Here is an 18,407-nt window from a genome sequence, read left to right as displayed (position 1 = left end):
TAGGAATTACTGACGGAAGGCCCTAAAACCTGCTTCGCACTACGCAAAAGCAGTTTTTAGGGCCTTTTTGCGTCCGGGGCTTTTTGGTTTTGCACCCATTTGCGGCCGCAATTGTGTCACCAAATCTGTCACCAAAAATGACCGTCAAATTCGTCCTCCGGGAAGACAAAACCGACAAAAACGGGCTGGTTCCGGTATTCATCGATGCCATATTTGAGGGGCTGCGGCTGCGCTGCTTCACCCGCGAAAAGTGCCAGCCTAAGGAATGGAACGCCGACAAGCAGCGGTTCCGGAAGGGAAAAGCCGGGGCGGAAGAGGCCAACAACGTGCTCGAGGCCATGGCGGAGCGGGTGCAAAAGCGCTACCGCGACCTGCGTACGGCGGGCACCCCTCCTACCCTGGCGCTGCTACGGGAAGTGATAAACCCGGCGGCCGTCAAGCCGGAGCTGAGCATGGCGGAGGCCATGACGGCCTTTATCGAGGTGCTGCGCGGGCGGGGCTACGCCTTCCACACGCTGCGGCATTACGGCACGGCCCGCAACCACCTGGCAGCGTTTCTGGCCACGGGCCGGCGCCGCAAAATCAGCGTGGCCGACTACGACGGGGCCGTACACGACGATTTCGTGAAGTATCTGCGCACCACCTGCGGGCTGGGCCCTAACGGCATCTACACGGTGCTCAAGGACGTGAAGACCTTCCTGCGGCACACCCAGGACGAGCGCAAGCAAACACTGGGACTGGAACTCAAGCGCGTGGAAGTGCGCTACGCTGACCAGGCCAAAACCTACCTGACCGGGGCCGACCTGGCCGACCTGTCGGCCGTGCAGCTGCCGCAGACGCTGGAGCCGGCGCGGGACGTATTCTTGTTTTGCTGCTACACCGGCCTGCGCTATTCCGACGTAGCAGCTTTGCACGGGGGCAACCTGCACGCCCTGGGCGCCAACGGCGACGGGGACCGGGTGCTGCGGCTGGTGCAAACCAAGACGCGGGCCACGGTGAGCATCTACCTGAGCCGGCTGGCGGCCGAAATCCTGGACCGCTACGCCGCGGCGGAACGCACGGGGAAGGTGCCAGGCTACTGCCGGTACTGGCCAACCAGCCCATGAACCGCTACTTGAAGAAAATAACGCAGCTGGCGGGGCTAAACCGGCTGGTGGAAGTGGTGAGTACGGCCGGCGGCCGGGTGGTGAAAGGGGCCGTGCCGCTGCATGAGCTGGTGACCATGCACACGGCCCGGCACACGTTTGCCGTCCAAAGCCTGTTGCGTGGCATGCCGGTGGCCGTACTGCAGCGGGTGATGGGCCACGCCAAGATTCAGAACACCATGAAGTACGCCCAGGTGGTAGAGGAACTGCAGCACCAGGCCATGCGGGCCGCCTGGGATGGACCTGCGACTACCAGCAACCAGGCAGCCCCCGATGGCACTGTCTGCTCGGTGCTGACAGCAGCTTAATATAGCGGCTGCCTACCTGGAAAAGCCCGGTCGGGGACTACCCCGCCCCGGGCTTTTTTATATACACCAACCTGGGTTGGTGGTGCCTTTGTCCTGCCTTTATCCTGGCTGGAATTTAATGTGTAGGCCATCTATTCATTGCTAATCATTCACTGCGACAAAGTGTGCTTTTTAAGGAATATTTGGTAATCATTCAGCATGGCCGCGGGCGGGTTTCACCCAAGCGCGGCGGAGCCAGGGCAATTTGGTAGCTTGGTAGCCTGATTGATTCGTTGCCGCGTTCATGTCTGATTTCGCTTATACATACGCCCGACCCTCGGCCCTGGAGCAGCGTCCGGACGGCAACGCCCTCCTGCTTTCCGCATTCGCCGATGAGGTCAAGACTGACACCTTCTGCTTTTTCTGGGGACGCCTGCGCAACTCCTGGCGCGATGCGCGCCCCAATTTTGCGCGGGTGGCCAGCGCCGGGGACGTGCGCGGGGGCGGGGCTTCTCGGGCGAGGATTACTCCTACTTACTTACTCCTTTCTTCTACCGATTATCTTAGCTGATGTCCTCTGTCGATACGTTCGAACTGATTATCCGCCGCCAGAATGCCGACCAGCTCGTACCTTTTCTGTTGGCCCTCGACAAGAAAGACGTGGTGGCCGTTCGCGCCAAAACCAAGGCCCTGCGCCGGGAGCTAACCGAGATTCGGCAGCTGGGGATATCCACGTGGGGGCGTACCGGCACAGAGCCCCAGCTGGTCATGCTTCAACTGGCGGGGGTGGCGACGTACACGCGCAAGGAGATGACGGGACTGAACGAACGCCTGGGCATTCACTGGGGCGAAAGTGCTGTTCGGGCCGCCAACGAAGCGTATTTCTTCACCGTGGCCGAGCATGCCCGGCCTAATTGGTTGGCTGAATGGCTGGAGCGCCAGGGCCAGGGCGGCCCGTGGGGCCTGCCCGACTACCGGCTACTGCGGGAGCTGGAAGCCCGGCAGCTCGTGGCCTACGAGCCGGCGTTCTTTGCCCGCACGCTGGCGAACTGGCTTACCGAGCAGAGCTACCACCGCCGCGAAAAGCAGCCCGTGCCGCACTCCGGGGAAAAGCTGCTGCGCGAGTGCGAAGAGTCTGCCGACACCTTCCGCCGGGACCTGCTGGCTTTCTTCGACTACGACACCTCCGTGGATTCTTCCCTGGCCTACACGGACGTGGCCCAGCAGTACGTGCGGTGGCTCGACGTACTGCAGCACCTGGTGGCGGCGGGTCGCCTGGACCGGGCCGACCTACTCACGCGCACCCTGGCAGCTATGCGGCGGGACTTTCGCCGGCCGCTGCTGACCTGGTTCAAGAACCTGTTTCTGGCCCTGCAGCCCACCGCGGAAGAACGCCTGGCCCGGCAGCAGGAGCTAGTGGAATTGCTGGCCCACGCGCAACCGCAGGTGGTCAACTTCGCCCTGGATCAGCTAAAGGCGCTCTGGCTGCACCCCGAGTTCGAGCCGGCGCCGCTGCTGGTGTACGCGGAGTTGCTCGTGACGCGGCAGGACCTCAAAACGGCGCAGCGCACACTGCTGGGCAGCTTCGAGAAGCTGCTCAAGCGGGCTCCCTCCCTGGCGCCGGACCTGGGCCGGCTGGCCGTGGCCGCCCTGGCCAGCCCAGATTCCGCGGTGCAGGCCAAAGCCGGCAAGCTCCTTGTAGCTATTCTGCAAGCCAAGCAGCCGCTGCTCACTCCCGAGCAAGCCACGGACTTGACGGACTCGCTCGGCTTGTACGCCGACCTGCTGACCGCGGAAACCCGCCAGCAATTGGTGGGGTGGCTCAGCCCGGCCGCTGCGCCTCAGCCCACCGAGGCCGTCGCCTACGCGCCGCACGCCGCGTTTGTGCCCGATTTGTCAGCCGCCAACGCGGTGGCACCCGTCGCCGACTGGCACGAACTGCTGTTTCTGACCGGGCAGGTGCTGCGCTATAACGACGTGCTGGCTTTGGAGCGCTGGGTCGATGGCCTGCGGCGGCTGCAGCCCCGGTACCCGCAAGACTACGGCCAGCAGCTGCTGCCCTACCTGGTGCAGGTGCGGCCGTCCCTGAAAGGCAAAGTGGATGAGCAGACCGCGGCCATTATTGCCAGCAACGGCCTGAGCGGGCACCGCGGTCTGGTCGAAGCCCTGCTGCTGAGCTGGGCCCAGGGCTTCATTGTGGCGCGCGTGGAGAAGGTGAACGTGCGCCACGACCAGGATGCCTCCGACCCGCTGGTGCTGGTGCAGCAGCGCCGCTTCGTAGCGGCGGAACACCACTTGCGCGCCCGCTCGGGCCTGCCCCTGCTCAGCACGCCCTCGCACGCCCCGCACTGGTTGGCGCCTACCACCCTGGTGGATAGACTCCTGACCTACGAGGCGGCGCACACCGAGCCGGACCCGGCGGACTTGGTCGTAGCCCTGGCCCGCACCGCCTACGCCGACGCAGCCGATGCGCAAGCTGCCCTGACTCAACTGCCCCGGCTGCAAAGCGCCGAGCTGCGTGCGCTGCTGCAATGGCTGCTGGCCCCGGCCATGCAGCCATTGCCTCTGCAGCCGAAGCACAAGCCCTCCGTGCTCAAACATCTGACCACGCGCCTAAGCCAGCTGCTGCCGGGCAACGCCATTTCTTCTTCCCTGGCTGACGCCTGGCCCTGGCTGTGGGCCGTGGCCGCCCGCACCCGCCAGCCCGAAGGCATGTTTGAGGAGTTGACGGCAGTGGTGCCGACGGATTACATCGGCGTTGTTCGTCCCTGGGCACCCGGGTGGCACTTCGAGGTGAAAACCAACACCTGGGTGGAGCAGTGGAAGCCGGGCAAGCCCACGGTCACGCATCAGTACACGGTGCTGCAGTTTCCGAGCAAGTACACCAGCCAGACACCCCCGTCGCCGTTGCTGCTGTATTCGCAGCACGCCCGCTTCGCGGCCATGCAGCACGCTGGCTGGGTGCTGCCCCTTGACTACCGGTTCGTGGCCAGCCTAGTGCCGCACAACCCAGCGCCCCTGCACTGGCACGTAGTCCGTACCGCCGCCTGGGCCGATGGTTTGGAATCTTTGGAACGGGACGTAGTGCAGGCCGCCTTGCAGGAGCTGCTGGCCCCCGGCCCGGCCTTCACGGAACCTACCACCCTGCTGCTGGCACTGGGGCTGATGCACAAAGTCCCGGCGTGCCGGGCCCTGGCCCTGGAAGTATTGCTGGCGGCCTGCGCTACGGGTCGGCTGGTGCCCGCCACCCTGGGCACAACGCTGGGCCGCTTCCTGGCCAACGAGTTTGTTCCCGTGCAGCGCCTGGCCGACAACCTGCAGCAAGCCCGCGCCATTGATGCCGCCACGGACGACGCGCTACAGCAAGTGTTGGATGCCCTGTTGCCTGAACTACCCGTCGCGCCACTGCGCAATACCAAGAAGCTGGTTGAACTGTATGCCGAGCTGGCCAGCCGTAGCGGCCGACTGCCAGCAGAGGCTGCACAACCCAATTTGCGCCATTGGAAAGCCACTGCCACGCTGAAAAAAGCCATTGGTGAGCTGGTGTAACGCAGCCAGGCAGTACACCTGAGCCTCTTAACGACCGGCGACTCAGCCGTGCGTAGCCCTACTATGCTACGAGCGACCTTCGAGTACGGACGGAGGTGGCTGGAGCTGGACTTATTTCCTATTCAATGCAGCGGACACTTCAACAGTGTCGAGGCCAGTGTAAGCGCAGAAGTCCTGCACGGTGACCAGGGCGCCTTGCGGTTTGCCGGCGGCCTGGCGGGCGCGGCGCAGCAGGCGCTTGGCCGCGTCGTAGCTGCGGCCGGTGAGGGTGGCTACGTCTTTCGGATAGAGGCAGATGCGCGGCATGGAAGTATAGTGGGGTATGCGGGGTTAATTGGGGCAGCAAGCGAATATTAGCAAAAATAGTTGCACAACTTTGGTGTACACCAGCGCCGATATACCTGCTGCGCGGATCTGGTGAGCAACTTTTTTTCACCCTAACCCTTCTTACAACGATGGCACAACAAACCGGAATTCTGGGGTTGCGCGGCACGGTGGGCGGGTTGGTGTTCCGCAAAGACGGTTCGGTGGCGCAAAAGCCGGCGAGCAACAAAGCGGCTTTCGCCAACAAACCCAGCATGGAGCGCACCCGCGAAAACGCCAACGAATTTGGCCTAGCGGCCAAGTACAGCAAGCTGCTGCGCGACGCGCTGCGGGTAGCCATTTCGGCGGCCAGCGACAGTCAGGTGGCGGCCCGCCTGACCAAGGTGATGCGCGAGGTTATCGCACTGGACGACACCAACGACCGGGGACAGCGCGTGTTCGACGCGGCCAATTCGGCCCCGCTGCTGGGCTTCAACTTCAACGCCGGGGCCGGCATCGGGCAGACGATGTACTTCCCGTTTGAGGTGACGGGCAACGGCGCGGACGTGACGCTGAGCATCCCGGCGCTGAACCCCGTCTCGGACATTGCCGCGCCGCAGGGCGCCACCCACTTCGAGGTGGTGTTTGCCGCGGCCGAGCTGGACATGGAGACGATGACCTTCTCGGGGGCCCGCGTGGCGGCTCCGCTGGGGGTGCTGCCCATCAACACTGCTCCGCTGGCCAACCAGCAGGTGGTGGCCAGCTTCGCGGCCGTGCCGGCCGCCGCTTCGCTGGTGGTGGGGGTGGTAGGCATCAACTTCTACCAGCAGGTGAACGGCAAAAACTACCCGCTCAACAACAACAGCACCAACCCGCTGGCCATTGAGTACGTGGCGTAGAGGCGCCGCAGCATAGGAGAAGCGGCCGGCTGGCAACGGCCGGCCGCTTTATTTTTCAACTCTGTAACACCTTTTCTCATGCCTCTGACGGCGTATCAAACCCAATACAAGCGGCGCATGAAGCGCGCTATCAGCCTGCGGGCGAAAGCAGACCGCAAAGCCCGGCGCTACGCGCAGCTGCTGGCCGACGCCCTCACGCTGGGCAGCAGCGCGGCCGCGCAGATGAACGCGCTGAACCAGCTCTACAACGTGGACGTGAGCACGCAGACACTACTTGTGCACGACCTGCAGCAGCTGGTGACGTCGGCGCAGTTGACCGGCACCCTGGCGCAAAGTACCCCTGGGGAAGAAGTCGTGTTGTTCAACCAGATTCCAGATGGTAACGGCGGGCAGCCCCTGCCAGCTGATCCGCTGTTTGGGGAGCTGGTAGCCACGCCGCCCGTGGTGGTAGACCCACCGGTACTGCAGGCGGTGGTGAAATCACCGTCACCCGTAGCAGAGAAGCAGCTAGAGCCACAACTGGAGTCGGTTTCAGATACGGAGCAGACCCTGTAGCGACACCTAGTGCAGGGTGAACACAAGGCCGGTTTCCACTAATTGCGGGGGCTGGCCTTTTTGCTGCCTGAAAGCGGATTGTATGCTGATCTACGGCCAGACCATGCTGAGGCCTGGCCCGCTCTGTATCCGGTCGCGCTGTTAACCGATGCAACAGGTCAATTTCATTTGGGTGAGGTTGGCCTGTTACGCTATACAGACAGGTCTATTCAGGTATATAGTCCCAGAAAACGCCGCCTCGTAGAGCCGGCGTGTTTTGTATTGTGCCAAATGCGCTACCTGCGTGCCATCATCAGCTAAATAGAATTGCCTGTAACGATTGTCTATATTTGGCTGAATCTATTCTCTTTTTATATGACACAACTTATACGATCTGTCTTGCTTACGCTTAATGGGTGCCTGTGGGCTACCTCCCTGGTGGCCCAGCCCACCGTGCAGTTGCTCACCCCTGCCCGTAATGCCATAGTACCCCGCGCGGGCACCGTGCAGGTAACATTTGATAGGCCTTTGGCTGCGCGGTCCAGCAGCAGCATCGGCATGTACAGTACGCAGCGTGGAGGGATGAAGGTAGGCACGGCCACGGTTTCGGGTGCACAACTCACCTTTCGGCCTACGACGCCCCTGCTGGCCGGGGAACAGGTGTGGGTAACATTGCGCCGCGACTCCGTACGCGGCACCAACCAGCTGACCATGCCGGGTCCTGATCAGGTATGGCCGCTGCGGGCTGAGGCCACCGGGGGTACGGGGCTGCTTACCCCCGCCGCCCGCCTGGCCTGGCAGGGTCCGCCCGAGCTTCTGGTCACAGCCGACCTGGACGGTAACGGCACGCCAGATATACTAGCCACGCGCAGCATCAACGGCGACTACACAAGCCGGGTGAGTATGCGCTTCAATGATGGTTCCATTCGCTATAGACCCGTAGCCGACATAATTATTCCCTACGTTGCCAGAACCCTTGTCAGTGCAGACGTGGATAATGATGGCGATTTGGATGTGATGACTACAGGCGACCGGCAGGTGGGCTCTACCACCATGCCTTATCTATCTGTGTTACGTAACCAAGGCAACGGCACATTCACTGCAGAGCATATCCAAGCAAGCAGTGCCGCCGGTGACAACTTGATTCCGGCCGACATGGACGCGGACGGTGACTTGGATCTGGTGCACGCTGGAGCAACGACTTCGGGAAGTTGCCGGCTGGCCATGTATCTGAACAGCAATGGACAATTCACTGGTTCCAGCAGGATTTTAGGCTCTGTAGCCTGTCTCACCCTGCTGCAGCTTGGCGACCTGGATAACGATGGTGACCTGGATGCAGTGGGCGCGGATGGCGGCATGCTTTACACCTACCTAAACGGCGGGGCTGGCAGCTTCCGGCTAGGCTCTAGTTGGACGCCGTCGGCCCGGGCCCGGCATTTGCAACTCGCCGACCTTAATGCGGATGGCTACCTAGATATACTCACTACTCATGATGAATCGACTGGCGGTGTCACTCAACAGCGCTTTCGGCTGTGGCAGAACCGGCAGAACCTAACATTTAGCAGCACCCCTCTGCAGGCTACTGGTTATGTAAAGGGCATGACAGTCGCCGATGTGGATGGAGATGCTGATGTGGATGTTGTGTACGCCTATGATAGCCGTATTGCCACCCTGCTGAATAACGGAACGGGCAACTTTACGGCAGGCTCCGATCAGGAGCAGGCTTTTCAGCTGCAGACCTACCGTTCTGAGGTGTTGGTGGCAGCCGATGTGGACTCCGACGGTGACATGGACCTGATGACCACTGTTTTCGATACCGACCAAGCCGCCATTCAAGTGCTGCGAAATGGCCCGGCCCCTGTTGCCCCTTATGCCGTGCAAACTACCACTCCGGCGGCCCACCGGGTGGCCATGCGGACAGCCCCGGTGACTGCCACGCTCAGTACCTCTATGCAACCAGCGGCAGCCGGTGCATTGCGTGTGTCGGGCAGCCAGAGCCGCGGCCTGATCTCCGGCACCGCCAGCACCAGCGGCAACACCCTTGGCTTTGTACCTGCCGCCGCATATGCTCCTGGCGAACTGGTGTCCGCTACGCTACCAGTTGGTACGATGAGTGCGGCCGGTATACCATTGGCCCAGCCCTACGTGTGGCAATTTGTTGCCGCCTCTACGGGTGGATCGGGACGCTTTGCCGGCAGGCAGTTTCTTACTATTCCTCCCCACTTTGTTTATTGTATCCGCTTGGCTGACATTGACGGGGACCAAGACCTGGACATTCTGACCTCTCTGAGCGACGACATCAATCCGGTTTATTATCCAAGTCTGCCTCCCATTTTGAGCCTGCGGCGCAACGAGGGCAATGGGCGCTTTGCAGCACCGGTTCCCTTACTAGGAAGTGACGTGCGAGCTGAGCAATTCTGGCTGCGGGACGTGGATAACGACGGGGACTTGGACTTTGTGGGCGGGGCCTACCGTAAAGGTACTCAAGGAGTAAATACAGCGGCCCAATCAGTATGGCTGAACGACGGGCGTGGCACTTTCACAGAGCAGGGCATCATTGACAATCTCTACGTGAACGCGCGAGTGCACGCGGTTGGCGACCTGAATGGTGATGGGTTTGTGGATGTTGTAGCGGCCGGCGGCCCTCGATTGAACGACGGCCGCGGCAATTTTAACGGGAGTGGCCGTTTTGCCCGCACTGACATCCGAGGAATGCTTCTCACGGACGTTGACAATGATGGCGACCTGGACGCTCTATATTCTGACGCCGCAAGCGGGCGGTATATGATTAGCCTTAATGATGGGGCGGGCAACATGGCCGCAAGCCTACCTACTGCTATCGTAAGCGGTACAGACAACATCATGGCCCGTGATATGGACGGCGATGGGGACATCGACGTGGCTGCGTATAGCTCAGTTGGATACACTAGGGTACACACCAACAATGGCCAAGGCATATTCAATGCCGTTTCCAGCGTCTTGCCTGGCTACCCCATTGCCGTGGGGGACTTAGATGGTGACACCGACGTAGACATTGTTACCACTACGTCGGTGGGTCTGAACTCAGGCCCAGCCGACTTCAGCACTACTCTCCCGAACAACTTGCTGCGCAACGATATATACTGGGCTGAGCTGGGTGACCTGGATGGTGATGGTGACCTGGATTTTGCGGGCTGTGGCTACAGGTATTTGTCTACTTCCGATTGGGTGATTAGCTTCAATGAAGGTGGGGCGCCGTTAGCTGGCACTTTGCCAGCTGCGCCCCTCAATTCGTTGACCTTCTGGCCTAACCCGGTGGCTTCCAACGGCACCATCACGCTGCAAATCCCGCAAGCAGCTACTGTGCAGCTCCGCACTCTAACAGGACAGCAGCTCTGGCACCGCACCGGTGTACGTGGTGCCGTGCCCATCGGAAATCTCGCGGCGGGGATGTATCTGCTAACTGTGCAACTACCAGGTCATTCGCCCGAAACCCGACGGCTTGTAGTTCAGTAGCGCCATTATTACCGCGCATCTGGACTGACTCTTTCCAGCTGCGAGACTGTTAACACTGCTTGGTTTGGGGAGTGGTTCATAATGCGGTTAGCTCGTTGGCCCCGGCGTTTCCAGATAGGCCTATCTACAATTCGGCCCAAAGATTACATGAGAAAGGTGGCGCCGGCGGTGCGGGCGGGCAGCCGGCCCGATGCCCACAATTCCAATCATAGGGCACTTATATAGTGTGCAATTGGCTAGGTTTACTTACGTGCCATTCGGTTGAAATCACCTAATAAAGCAGTCATCTCCGGGGTCTGAAAACGAGACACTTTGGTAATTATTTGCTCAAGCAACTTCTCAGTTTCAAACTGAGCATACCATGCAAGGCGAAATGGACCAAATCGGGTATCTGATGGGCTGCCGAAGCTGAAGTTGAATTTCTCCCGCGCCAGATACTCTCGCTCTACCCCTTTGTCAATTCGCTCAAAACATGACAACAGCGTGTTGAATCTAGAGTCTGCTAACAATCTGGCAGCCTCGTCAACCTTGTAGTTTCGGTCGCCACCCCTTACTTCCAATACAAATTCCCCCTTCCAAGCCATCACCAAGCAAATAGAAAATTCGCCGTATTGAGTGAGATACCAGACCATGGCCAACTCGCTAGAATCAAGCGGCTTGAAGCTCCAGCCTTCCACTTGGTGGTCCTTGAGAAAATGGCTACTGATTCGTACGAAGGCCGTGCGGTACATTGCCTGTCTTAGCACCTCCTTCTGATCCGCTAGCGCAAGAAACGCACTCCACTTTTCGGGAGTGTCGAATAGTTGAACGGCCTGGTTTATTTCTTCGGTCTGCATGACAGCTTAGTTTGAATGCCAGAATTGAATATACTGCTCGGTAAACTCTCGCAGGCGATGATTGTCAGGAGCGATAAGCGCTAAAGAGTTTTTCAGCCATTCAGTCACAAGATCCTTGAATAAGTGATGCTCAATGATGTTCTCTGGCACTGTTTCGGGCAGTTCAGCGCTCAAGTTGCTCGGCTTACTTACGGACTGTTTATCTGCTTGCTTCCATGACTCCGGAGACAGATACACAATCCGGTAATGGTTTTTTGATGGGTTTATCAAATCGTATGATGGTGCATGTCGCTCTAATTGCTTTCGATAGATTTCCTGATACCAATATCTATACAGCTGGTTGGGCTGATCGTAAGCATAGTTGGATTTATTTTCAATCACAACTACAGTGTGAGGAAACATCCTCTTGATGAGCACATCGACCCTACCTATTTCTGCGGTTACAATCCAAGGAGAAGCCGATGCACTGTCTGGCTGGCTAATTTTCAGCAAACGAAGAAATTCCACCAAGAAAAGAGGGCCTTGTCCATGAGAGGCACGCGGATCAAGAAAATAAGCAAGCAGCCGGCTATGGGTAGTTTCGCCTGGATTGAAGAAACGGAATACATTCAAATCATGGCTTTTCAACCGGTTCTGCTCGCGGCTAACGGCCTTATTACTAGCAATTGCAGGAATAAGCTCAGCTAAGGAATGGTTCCGCTTCTGCTGCCGTCCTGCATAGAGTCCGGCGATGCTATCAATAATTGATGCCGTGATCATCAAATCATTATGATCCATAGTACAGCGAGAAGCAATAAAACGGTAGTATACAGATTGAGCAAAATAAGTGAATCACAACTAGTGCTACCAATCAGGACCAATACATATCAAGCAACTGAGCAGAATGAGTTGCTGATACAAGCACACGGTTGTCACTAGCAATACTAACTACTACAGCCAGATGCAAGGTAATCATGGACTGTAAGCAAGCATCGTAGTAACAGGAACAAGACGAGCAGGTGTGGCAACCGGTGTTGGCGATTTTACCGCTAAGCCTTGATCTTGTTGAGCATAGGCCCGCAGCAGGCGCTGATACTTTTTGCGGCCCTGCTCCATGAGGGCGGCATCGGCGCTTACCTCCACCACCCAAAGCTCGTGGGGGGCCTTTTTCTGCACCCCGATGATGAGGAAGCGGTCGGCCTGAAGGACGTCGCAGTAGAAGGCGGCCTGGCGGTCGTAGTCGTACTGCTCGATGGTGGCTAGGAACCGGGCTCGGTCGGGGCAGCTGGTGGTTTTGAAGTCTATGAGGGTGAGGCGGCGGCCGGCGCGGCTGCGCACGAGCAGGTCGGGGCGCACCTTTACCGCAATGCCGGTTTCGATGTGCACGGCGGTGTGGGTCAGCTCGGGCGTGCCGCGGTAGAGCAGGTCGCGACAGTAGCGCTGGCGGCGCACTTGGCAGGCCAGCATCTCCAAGTCGGCCCAATGGACGCCGCGCTCGTCCGAGTCGTGCATCATCAGCAGCAGCTTGAACCAAGCCCCACGCTGCGCGAGGTCCAGGGCCTGTACGCCCTGGTCTTTGTGCCAGTCGCCGGGGTAAAATTGGATAGCTGGAAGTTTCATCGAGGTGAGCTGTTAGCTATTGGCTGTTAGCCGTTAGCGTCGTTCAAAAACCAGGAGCTATCAGCTAAAAGCTTAGAAGCAGCTGGCGGTCGGGGGCGCACTTGCCGCGCAGGGCAGCTTCGACTTCGACTATGGTTTGATGCGCGGCGGTTTCGAGCAGGCCGGCGTAGGAATAGGCGCCGGGGGTTTCGTCGTCGAAGGCCACGTGGGGGCTGGTGAGGTTGAGCACTTTGCCGCCGGCCAGCTCGCGGCGGCCGATGAGGGTGATGCCGGCGCCGGCCTTACTGAGCGAGAAGCCCGTGACGGTGAAGAGACGAAACAGCGCGGGCAGCTCCTCGGCCTCGTCGGGCCAGAAATCAGGCGTTTCCAGCAGCTGCTCGGTGAGCAGGCAGAGGTGGGGCACCAGGCGAGTGAGGCAGTGCAGCAGGTCAGGGTGGACGGGCTCGTGGCAAGTCAGGGCGAAGGCACGGGGTGGCGCGTCGGCGGTGCGCTGCTCGGTAAACTCGCAGGTAAGCTGGCCTTCCTTGATTTTGGCCTTCTGCACGGTGATAAGGGACTGAAGCGCGGGGTTGTCGGGGCCGACAACTGGCAGTAGCTGGGACATAGCAGAATAGATTGGCATCGGGTAGCAGCAGCCCGCAGTGGCCGATAAGCGCCGGCGCGGGTAGACGATGAAGACGATTAGGCAGCTGGGATCAGCAGCGCCGCTGCCTCCTCCCCTTCCAGGGGCAGGCGGTGGTAGCGGCGCAGGTAGCGCACGAGCTCGGAGAGGCAGAAGCACCAGAACTTCTCGTTGATGCGCACGCCCTGCACGCGGCCCTTGCGGCGGGCTTTGCGCAGGCCTTCGGGGGTGAGGCGCAGGAAGGCGGCGGCTTCCCGGACCGTGAGGATGCGGTCGGGCGCGGGCGGGGGTGGCGCGGGGGTGGCAGCTTTCAGAGCCTGCACGTCGGAGAGCAGCTGCTGCCACTCTTGTTCGGAAACCAGGATGGCGTGCTGCATGGCTAGGCGGCGGTGACTTTGGTGACGCGCTTCTCCAGGTCGGCAATGCGCTTGCGCTCCTCTTCCACCACGCAGATAAAGGCCACGTCGGCGTTGTGGTAGCGGCCGCTGAGCACGTTGTAGACCTGCTGCTTGGAAAACTCCTGCCCCCGGGCGGCCAGATACTCGACCGTGCGGCGGGCGTAGTCGTTGCGCTTGGGCAAGGTGGCCCGCAGCTCCGAAATCTTCTTTGCCAATTATTCTATTTTGTTTGCTGTTTTGTATCTTTGTTTAGACCTTAGTCGTACAAACCTGGCGAACAAACTTGATTTACACAACAAAAGTCTACACCAAAACAGCAAAAATAGTGGCACAAGAAATGCAAGTCGGGGACCGTATCAGCGCTATTTTGCAGCATTATAGCCTTTCCGCCTATAGTCTGGCGGCGAAACTGGGCTACGAGGGTCCCCAAAAGTTGTACAAACTAGTCCAGAATAAGTCGAAGCCCGGCTACGAAACTTTAATGGACATCCTCAACCAGTTTCCGGAGCTGAGCGCCGAGTGGCTGATGCGCGGGGACGGGCCGATGGTACGGGACGAGCCGGCAGCGCCGGCGGCAGCTTATCCGGGCATCCCCTACGCCGTGGCCGTGGACGCCAGCGGCGAGGAGCTTATCAGCGTGTGGGGCATCAAGGCGCAGGGCGGCTATATGCTGGCGCGGGCCCAGGGCCAGGAAGCCTCCGCACCGCTGGATACCATCAGCGTGCCAGGCTACAAGGGCCGCACGGTGCGGGCCTTCGAGGTGGCCGGGGACAGCATGCAGCCGATCATCAACCAGGGCGACCTGGTTATTGCCACTATTACGGAGCGGCTGGATTTGATTCAGCCCAAGCACGTGTACGTGGTGATTACCGACGAGCTGGTGACGGTGAAGCGGTTGCGCGGGCCGGTGAAGAAAAACGAGCCGCTGGAACTGCTCTCGGATAACCGCTACTACGACCCGTTTGTGCTGCCGCAGAAGGATGTGCGGGAAATCTGGCACGTGCAGGCGCTGCTCACGCGCAGCATCCCGGCCAACCGGGACGAGGCGTACGACCGGATGCTGGTGCTGATGGAAATGCTGGCCCAGGACTCGCAGCAGCTGCGCAACCTGCAGCTGGACGTGGCGGCCCGCTACGACGTGAAACTGATGGGCGAAAACGAGTAAAACTTAGTGCTGTCACCAAGACGTTACTACCTACTCTGAAACGCGGAGTTAATGGATAGTAAATCAAGAAGTTAGGAGCTTTCCGAAAGTAGCTGCGAGTACCCCGGATCCGGGTAAAGCGGATCACGCAGCTGCGCAGCCATGCCATGCCATGCCATGCCATGCTCTACTCGCGGCAGCCCGAACGTGGTAAGGCTGCCACGGTAGCCCTCGAACTTCATCAGGCCCAGCTTTTCGGTAGCCATCTTCTTCAGCGCTGCTTCCGAAGTCACGTTGTAGAAGTGCATCGTGGTCTGGTCGCCGTCTTCATCGCCTACTTTGGCCTCCAGACGTGTGTTGCTGCGCAGGATACTGATGGCACGCACCCCCATCGCGGCGCTTATAGGTCAGGTCGGCTTCCACCACGTTGGGCGGCAACTGGCGGGCCGCGTCGCCCGTGAGGCGGTAGAGCACCACGTCCTTTGCCTGCTTATCAGTATAGGCCAGGCCCGCAAACAGCGTGGCACCCCGGAAATAGATAGTCAGGCCAAACTCCTCCTTCAGCTTTTCCAGCGCCTTGTACTTGCTCACGCGGTCCAGCCGGAACGGCGCCAGCGTCACGTCGGGCACGCTCAGGCTCACGGGGCCGTCGTAGAGGTAGCGCAGCACTTCCTTCAGGCTGATGCTCTTCCAGGCCTTATTCACGGTTTCATGCTTCAGCTGGTAGGCGGCATCCTCCAGACGCAGGCTGAAGGGCACGTTGGGCATCACTTCCGCGACGTAGCCCTCAAACTCCGGGAAATACTGGCCGTCGCAGCCCATTTCCACTTTCACCCGCATACCGGTTGTGATCTACTTCTCCAGGCGCGTGCGCAGACCGCCCAGCTTCAGCGTGGCGCTGTCGCCGATGCTCTTCCACGAGCTGGTGGCCTCGAACTCCGACAGCGCCAGGCTGGCATCGAACTGGCCGATGGTGACTCTAGCGTTGAACGAGTACATTGGTAGGGAGTAGTTTTTCCAGATCATCCCGCAACAGTAGCTCCGCATCGAAGTCGCTGTAGCCGGTAAACTTGTAAGGCTGGTAGTGCAAAACGCCTTCCTCCGCTGGCAAACGCAGGTTTTCCAGCGCAATCCGGGTGATGTTGAACAGGCCCAACAGCGGGCACACGATGTCCAGGCTTTGCTTTTTCTTGAACAGGTTGCGCAGCTGGAGCACCTGCGTCTCCGGGTAATCGTCGCTGTCTTCATTCAGCACCACGCCCCGGATGGCAATGGCGTAATCGTCCAGGCCCATGTTCTCCTTCACGGTGCCGTCGTAGCCGGCCAGTGGCGTCCGCACGATGCTCTTGCTCACGCTGATTTCCACCAGCGGCTCAAACGGCAGCGTGAACCCGTCCAGCGTCACAGGCATGAAAATGGGCGTGCCCAGGTAGTGAGCCGGGGCGGCGCTCTGCCGGGCAATAGTAGCTGCGTCGCGCTTCTGGATATCCGCCGACCGGAGAATATCCACCCGCGCCTGCTCTGCCCGAGTGCCAGGACATGGCAGGCCCACAAAGCCAAAATGCTTGCGGTATAAGTCGAGAGGATTGCGTTCGGCCATTACTGTAGGGCTTGCTCCGCGCCACTCACGGCCCGGATGAGAGTTTCCTTAATGAAGTCTTCCAGCTCAGCTTTGCTGGCCTGGTTGGTGCTCGTAATGATTTTCACATCCTTCACCAGGCCGCCGTTGATGGTTACCATCACATTGCGCACCTGACGGCCGCCGTCCGTCACGGCCTTCAGCCCGCCCTTCAGCTTGCCACCGCCAGAGCCACCACCACCGGGCGCCGGTGGCGGCGCGTTGAATGGCGACAGCACCGACTTCTTCGGGCCACCAGTCGCCTCCGCTGCCTTACTGGCGGCCATCGAATCGTCGTAGCCCTTGTTAAAGCTGCCTTTGATGTCGAGGTTGCGAACTGCCACAACGAACCGGGCCATGTTGGCCGCGAAGGCTGCCGGGTTGAAGATGTTGGCTATGGCCAGCCCCAACAGCTTGATAGAGTCCCAGAGGGAAAGCAGCACGCTACCAATACCCGCCAGCACAGCCCGGAAAGTCGAGGAGCTTTGATACAGCGCCACAAAGCCGGCAATAGCCGCGGCAATCCAGCCCACTATGGGAATGTTGAAAATGGCAGTGCGGATGGCTAGCAGGGCATATTCCAGTAGGAAAGTGGCGCCCACGCTGGCCACCATGCTAGCGACCCACGCCAGTCCAGATAACCTGAGCAGCCATGCTGGCCAGTATCACGGCAATGCCTGCGCCCAAGCCCTCCGCAATAGCCTTGATGCCGTTCAGGTTCTCGCCTACCCACGTAAAGCCGGCATCCAGTACATCCAGCCCATAGTTGACGTAAGGCAGCAGCCGGTAACCCAGGCTGAGCATGACGGCCTTCATCCTGTTCATGAAGCCCGCAATACGATCCGACATGTTGGCGCTGTTCTTCAACGCCTGATCCATCTCGCCCGTGCTGTTGGTAGTGGCCTTCGTGAACTCGTTGAGCTGGCCACTGTTCTGCGCCAGCACCGAAAAGGCGGCGGCCTGCGCATCCAGCCCCAACCCGGACAGGAATGCCTGGCGCTGCTTGTCATTCATACCCGCCGTTTTGGTGCTCAGATCAGCCACGATGGCCGTGAGGTCGCGCATCTTGCCAGCTTGGTTGAAGATGGTAATGCCGCTCCGCTCGAAGCCTGCCTCAGAAGCTGTTTAAGTTAATCAGCCGGGATTAGCTTTGCTGGATGCAGCAGAAGCGGTATAGTTCAGACTTGACGGAGCGTCAGTGGACGAAGCTAGCGCCCTTATCCGTGGTGCAGCGCACGAGTAAGTGGCCGCTGCGTGCGGTGGTAGATGGCATCTTCTACGTGCTCAAAAACGGTTGTGTGTGGCGCGACGTGCCGGCAGACTTCCCTCCCTGGCCTACGGTGTACTATTATTTCAGTAAGTGGACTGCCGATGGCACTTGGCAGCGAGTGAGTGGTTGTTTGACGCTGGAAGCCCGCGAGCGGGTAAAAAAAATGCCCAGCCCAGGGCGGCCATCCTCGACAGTCAAAGCGTGAAGAACACGGCCACCAGCACCTGCCAAGTGGGCTACGACGCGGGCAAACGCATCAAGGGCCGCAAGCGCTTCTTTCTGGTCGACACGCTGGGCAACCTGCTTACTTGCTGCGTCATGGCGGCCCACTGCCACGATGGAGCCAGCGCCGCCCGCCTCTGGGACGCACTGGCGCTGGGCAGCGAGTTGCTTGACCGGCTGCAGACCGTGTTCGTGGACGGCGGCTTTGGCCGCCGCTTCCGCCAGCACTTGGCGGGCCGAGGCCTGCAGGCACAGGTGCCGATGGGCGTAGTGGCCGATAAAGGCCGCTTTTTTATCCACGCCAAGCGCTGGGTCGTGGAACGCAGCATTGCTTGGGCCGGTACCAACCGCCGTTTGGCCAAAGACTACGAACGAAAAACCCAGCACGCCAACGCTTGGCTATACCTAGCCAACATCCGACGACTCACCAAGCTAACTTAAACAGCTTCTAAGATACGGAACACCCATTTTCAGACACAGCCTAGA

At 59.8% G+C, this 18,407-nt stretch carries 21 protein-coding genes and 1 pseudogene; 9 read left to right on the top strand and 13 right to left on the bottom strand.

The genetic code is table 11. The features are described 5' to 3' along the window. Positions 1-137: 137 nt before the first annotated feature. The 3 genes from O9Z63_RS03160 (at position 138) to O9Z63_RS03150 (ending at position 4,981) form a co-directional block, all read left to right on the top strand. Positions 138-1,106: a phage integrase SAM-like domain-containing protein gene (locus tag O9Z63_RS03160; protein ID WP_270127843.1), complete on the top strand. Its 969-nt coding sequence runs from the start codon at positions 138-140 to the stop codon at positions 1,104-1,106. Continuing rightward, entirely contained in the window at positions 1,103-1,453 is a 351-nt protein-coding gene (locus O9Z63_RS03155; protein WP_270127842.1) for a tyrosine-type recombinase/integrase, read from the top strand. The genes O9Z63_RS03160 and O9Z63_RS03155 overlap by 4 nt, the downstream gene beginning before the upstream one ends. A 549-nt stretch (positions 1,454-2,002) precedes the next feature. After that, the gene (locus tag O9Z63_RS03150; protein ID WP_270127841.1) at positions 2,003-4,981 is read left to right on the top strand and encodes a DUF6493 family protein; all 2,979 of its coding nucleotides are present in this window, start codon (positions 2,003-2,005) and stop codon (positions 4,979-4,981) included. A gap of 111 nt (positions 4,982-5,092) precedes the next feature. Here O9Z63_RS03150 and O9Z63_RS03145 read toward each other — a convergent pair whose 3' ends face one another. After that, a complete protein-coding gene (locus O9Z63_RS03145; RefSeq protein WP_044013412.1) occupies positions 5,093-5,287 on the bottom strand; it encodes a hypothetical protein in 195 nt (64 codons plus the stop codon). A gap of 149 nt (positions 5,288-5,436) precedes the next feature. Here O9Z63_RS03145 and O9Z63_RS03140 point away from each other — a divergent pair, with 149 nt between their 5' ends. From O9Z63_RS03140 to O9Z63_RS03130, 3 genes are all read left to right on the top strand, one after another. After that, the gene (locus tag O9Z63_RS03140; protein ID WP_270127840.1) at positions 5,437-6,183 is read left to right on the top strand and encodes a hypothetical protein; all 747 of its coding nucleotides are present in this window, start codon (positions 5,437-5,439) and stop codon (positions 6,181-6,183) included. Between the two features lie 117 nt (positions 6,184-6,300). Next, a complete protein-coding gene (locus tag O9Z63_RS03135) occupies positions 6,301-6,738 on the top strand; it encodes a hypothetical protein (RefSeq protein ID WP_270127839.1) in 438 nt (145 codons plus the stop codon). 417 nt (positions 6,739-7,155) lie between these two features. After that, entirely contained in the window at positions 7,156-10,212 is a 3,057-nt protein-coding gene (locus O9Z63_RS03130) for an FG-GAP-like repeat-containing protein (protein ID WP_270127838.1), read from the top strand. A 242-nt stretch (positions 10,213-10,454) separates the two neighbouring features. Here O9Z63_RS03130 and O9Z63_RS03125 read toward each other — a convergent pair whose 3' ends face one another. The 6 genes from O9Z63_RS03125 to O9Z63_RS03100 all read right to left on the bottom strand — a co-directional run bounded on the left by O9Z63_RS03125 (position 10,455) and on the right by O9Z63_RS03100 (position 13,882). After that, positions 10,455-11,048: a hypothetical protein gene (locus tag O9Z63_RS03125; protein WP_270127837.1), complete on the bottom strand. Its 594-nt coding sequence runs from the start codon at positions 11,046-11,048 to the stop codon at positions 10,455-10,457. Positions 11,049-11,054: 6 nt separating this feature from the next. Next, positions 11,055-11,825, bottom strand: a complete 771-nt coding sequence (locus O9Z63_RS03120; RefSeq protein ID WP_270127836.1) for a PD-(D/E)XK nuclease family protein — start codon at positions 11,823-11,825, stop codon at positions 11,055-11,057. A 174-nt stretch (positions 11,826-11,999) separates the two neighbouring features. Further along, entirely contained in the window at positions 12,000-12,647 is a 648-nt protein-coding gene (locus O9Z63_RS03115) for a PD-(D/E)XK nuclease-like domain-containing protein (protein ID WP_270127835.1), read from the bottom strand. A 64-nt stretch (positions 12,648-12,711) separates the two neighbouring features. Beyond that, positions 12,712-13,251 carry a hypothetical protein gene (locus O9Z63_RS03110; protein WP_270127834.1) on the bottom strand — a complete coding sequence of 180 codons (540 nt, stop codon included), beginning with the start codon at positions 13,249-13,251 and terminating at the stop codon, positions 12,712-12,714. A 77-nt stretch (positions 13,252-13,328) separates the two neighbouring features. Then, positions 13,329-13,646: a helix-turn-helix domain-containing protein gene (locus O9Z63_RS03105; RefSeq protein WP_270127833.1), complete on the bottom strand. Its 318-nt coding sequence runs from the start codon at positions 13,644-13,646 to the stop codon at positions 13,329-13,331. A 2-nt stretch (positions 13,647-13,648) separates the two neighbouring features. Beyond that, a complete protein-coding gene (locus O9Z63_RS03100; protein WP_270127832.1) occupies positions 13,649-13,882 on the bottom strand; it encodes a hypothetical protein in 234 nt (77 codons plus the stop codon). 266 nt (positions 13,883-14,148) lie between these two features. Here O9Z63_RS03100 and O9Z63_RS03095 point away from each other — a divergent pair, with 266 nt between their 5' ends. Continuing rightward, positions 14,149-14,832: a S24 family peptidase gene (locus tag O9Z63_RS03095; RefSeq protein WP_270127831.1), complete on the top strand. Its 684-nt coding sequence runs from the start codon at positions 14,149-14,151 to the stop codon at positions 14,830-14,832. A 71-nt stretch (positions 14,833-14,903) separates the two neighbouring features. Here O9Z63_RS03095 and O9Z63_RS03090 read toward each other — a convergent pair whose 3' ends face one another. The 6 genes and pseudogenes from O9Z63_RS03090 to O9Z63_RS03065 form a co-directional block, all read right to left on the bottom strand. Continuing rightward, a complete protein-coding gene (locus tag O9Z63_RS03090; RefSeq protein WP_270127830.1) occupies positions 14,904-15,119 on the bottom strand; it encodes a hypothetical protein in 216 nt (71 codons plus the stop codon). Between the two features lie 19 nt (positions 15,120-15,138). After that, positions 15,139-15,651: a hypothetical protein gene (locus O9Z63_RS03085; protein WP_270127829.1), complete on the bottom strand. Its 513-nt coding sequence runs from the start codon at positions 15,649-15,651 to the stop codon at positions 15,139-15,141. Between the two features lie 12 nt (positions 15,652-15,663). Then, positions 15,664-15,810 carry a hypothetical protein gene (locus O9Z63_RS03080; protein WP_270127828.1) on the bottom strand — a complete coding sequence of 49 codons (147 nt, stop codon included), beginning with the start codon at positions 15,808-15,810 and terminating at the stop codon, positions 15,664-15,666. Next, complete coding sequence (locus O9Z63_RS03075; RefSeq protein ID WP_270127827.1) at positions 15,791-16,411, bottom strand: DUF6046 domain-containing protein; 621 nt, start codon at positions 16,409-16,411, stop codon at positions 15,791-15,793. Before O9Z63_RS03075 ends, O9Z63_RS03080 begins: the two co-directional genes overlap by 20 nt. Then, positions 16,411-17,031: a hypothetical protein gene (locus O9Z63_RS03070; protein ID WP_270127826.1), complete on the bottom strand. Its 621-nt coding sequence runs from the start codon at positions 17,029-17,031 to the stop codon at positions 16,411-16,413. Before O9Z63_RS03070 ends, O9Z63_RS03075 begins: the two co-directional genes overlap by 1 nt. 13 nt (positions 17,032-17,044) lie before the next feature. Then, positions 17,045-17,524, bottom strand: a pseudogene (locus O9Z63_RS03065) (phage tail tape measure protein); the annotation flags it as partial. Positions 17,525-17,586: 62 nt separating this feature from the next. Between O9Z63_RS03065 and O9Z63_RS21160 the strand changes: the two are divergent. Both O9Z63_RS21160 and O9Z63_RS03060 read left to right on the top strand, forming a co-directional pair. Further along, positions 17,587-17,904, top strand: coding sequence for a transposase (locus O9Z63_RS21160; protein ID WP_408613559.1), 318 nt, complete (start codon positions 17,587-17,589; stop codon positions 17,902-17,904). Beyond that, on the top strand, positions 17,790-18,362 hold the full coding sequence (locus tag O9Z63_RS03060) for a transposase (RefSeq protein WP_270127825.1): 573 nt from the start codon (positions 17,790-17,792) through the stop codon (positions 18,360-18,362). The genes O9Z63_RS21160 and O9Z63_RS03060 overlap by 115 nt, the downstream gene beginning before the upstream one ends. Positions 18,363-18,407: the final 45 nt, after the last annotated feature.

It is taken from the genome of Hymenobacter yonginensis (genome assembly GCF_027625995.1).
Classification (GTDB): Bacteria; Bacteroidota; Bacteroidia; order Cytophagales; family Hymenobacteraceae; genus Hymenobacter; species Hymenobacter yonginensis.
The sequence above is the reverse complement of the archived record's forward strand: the minus strand, read 5'-3'. Positions and strand labels throughout refer to the sequence as shown.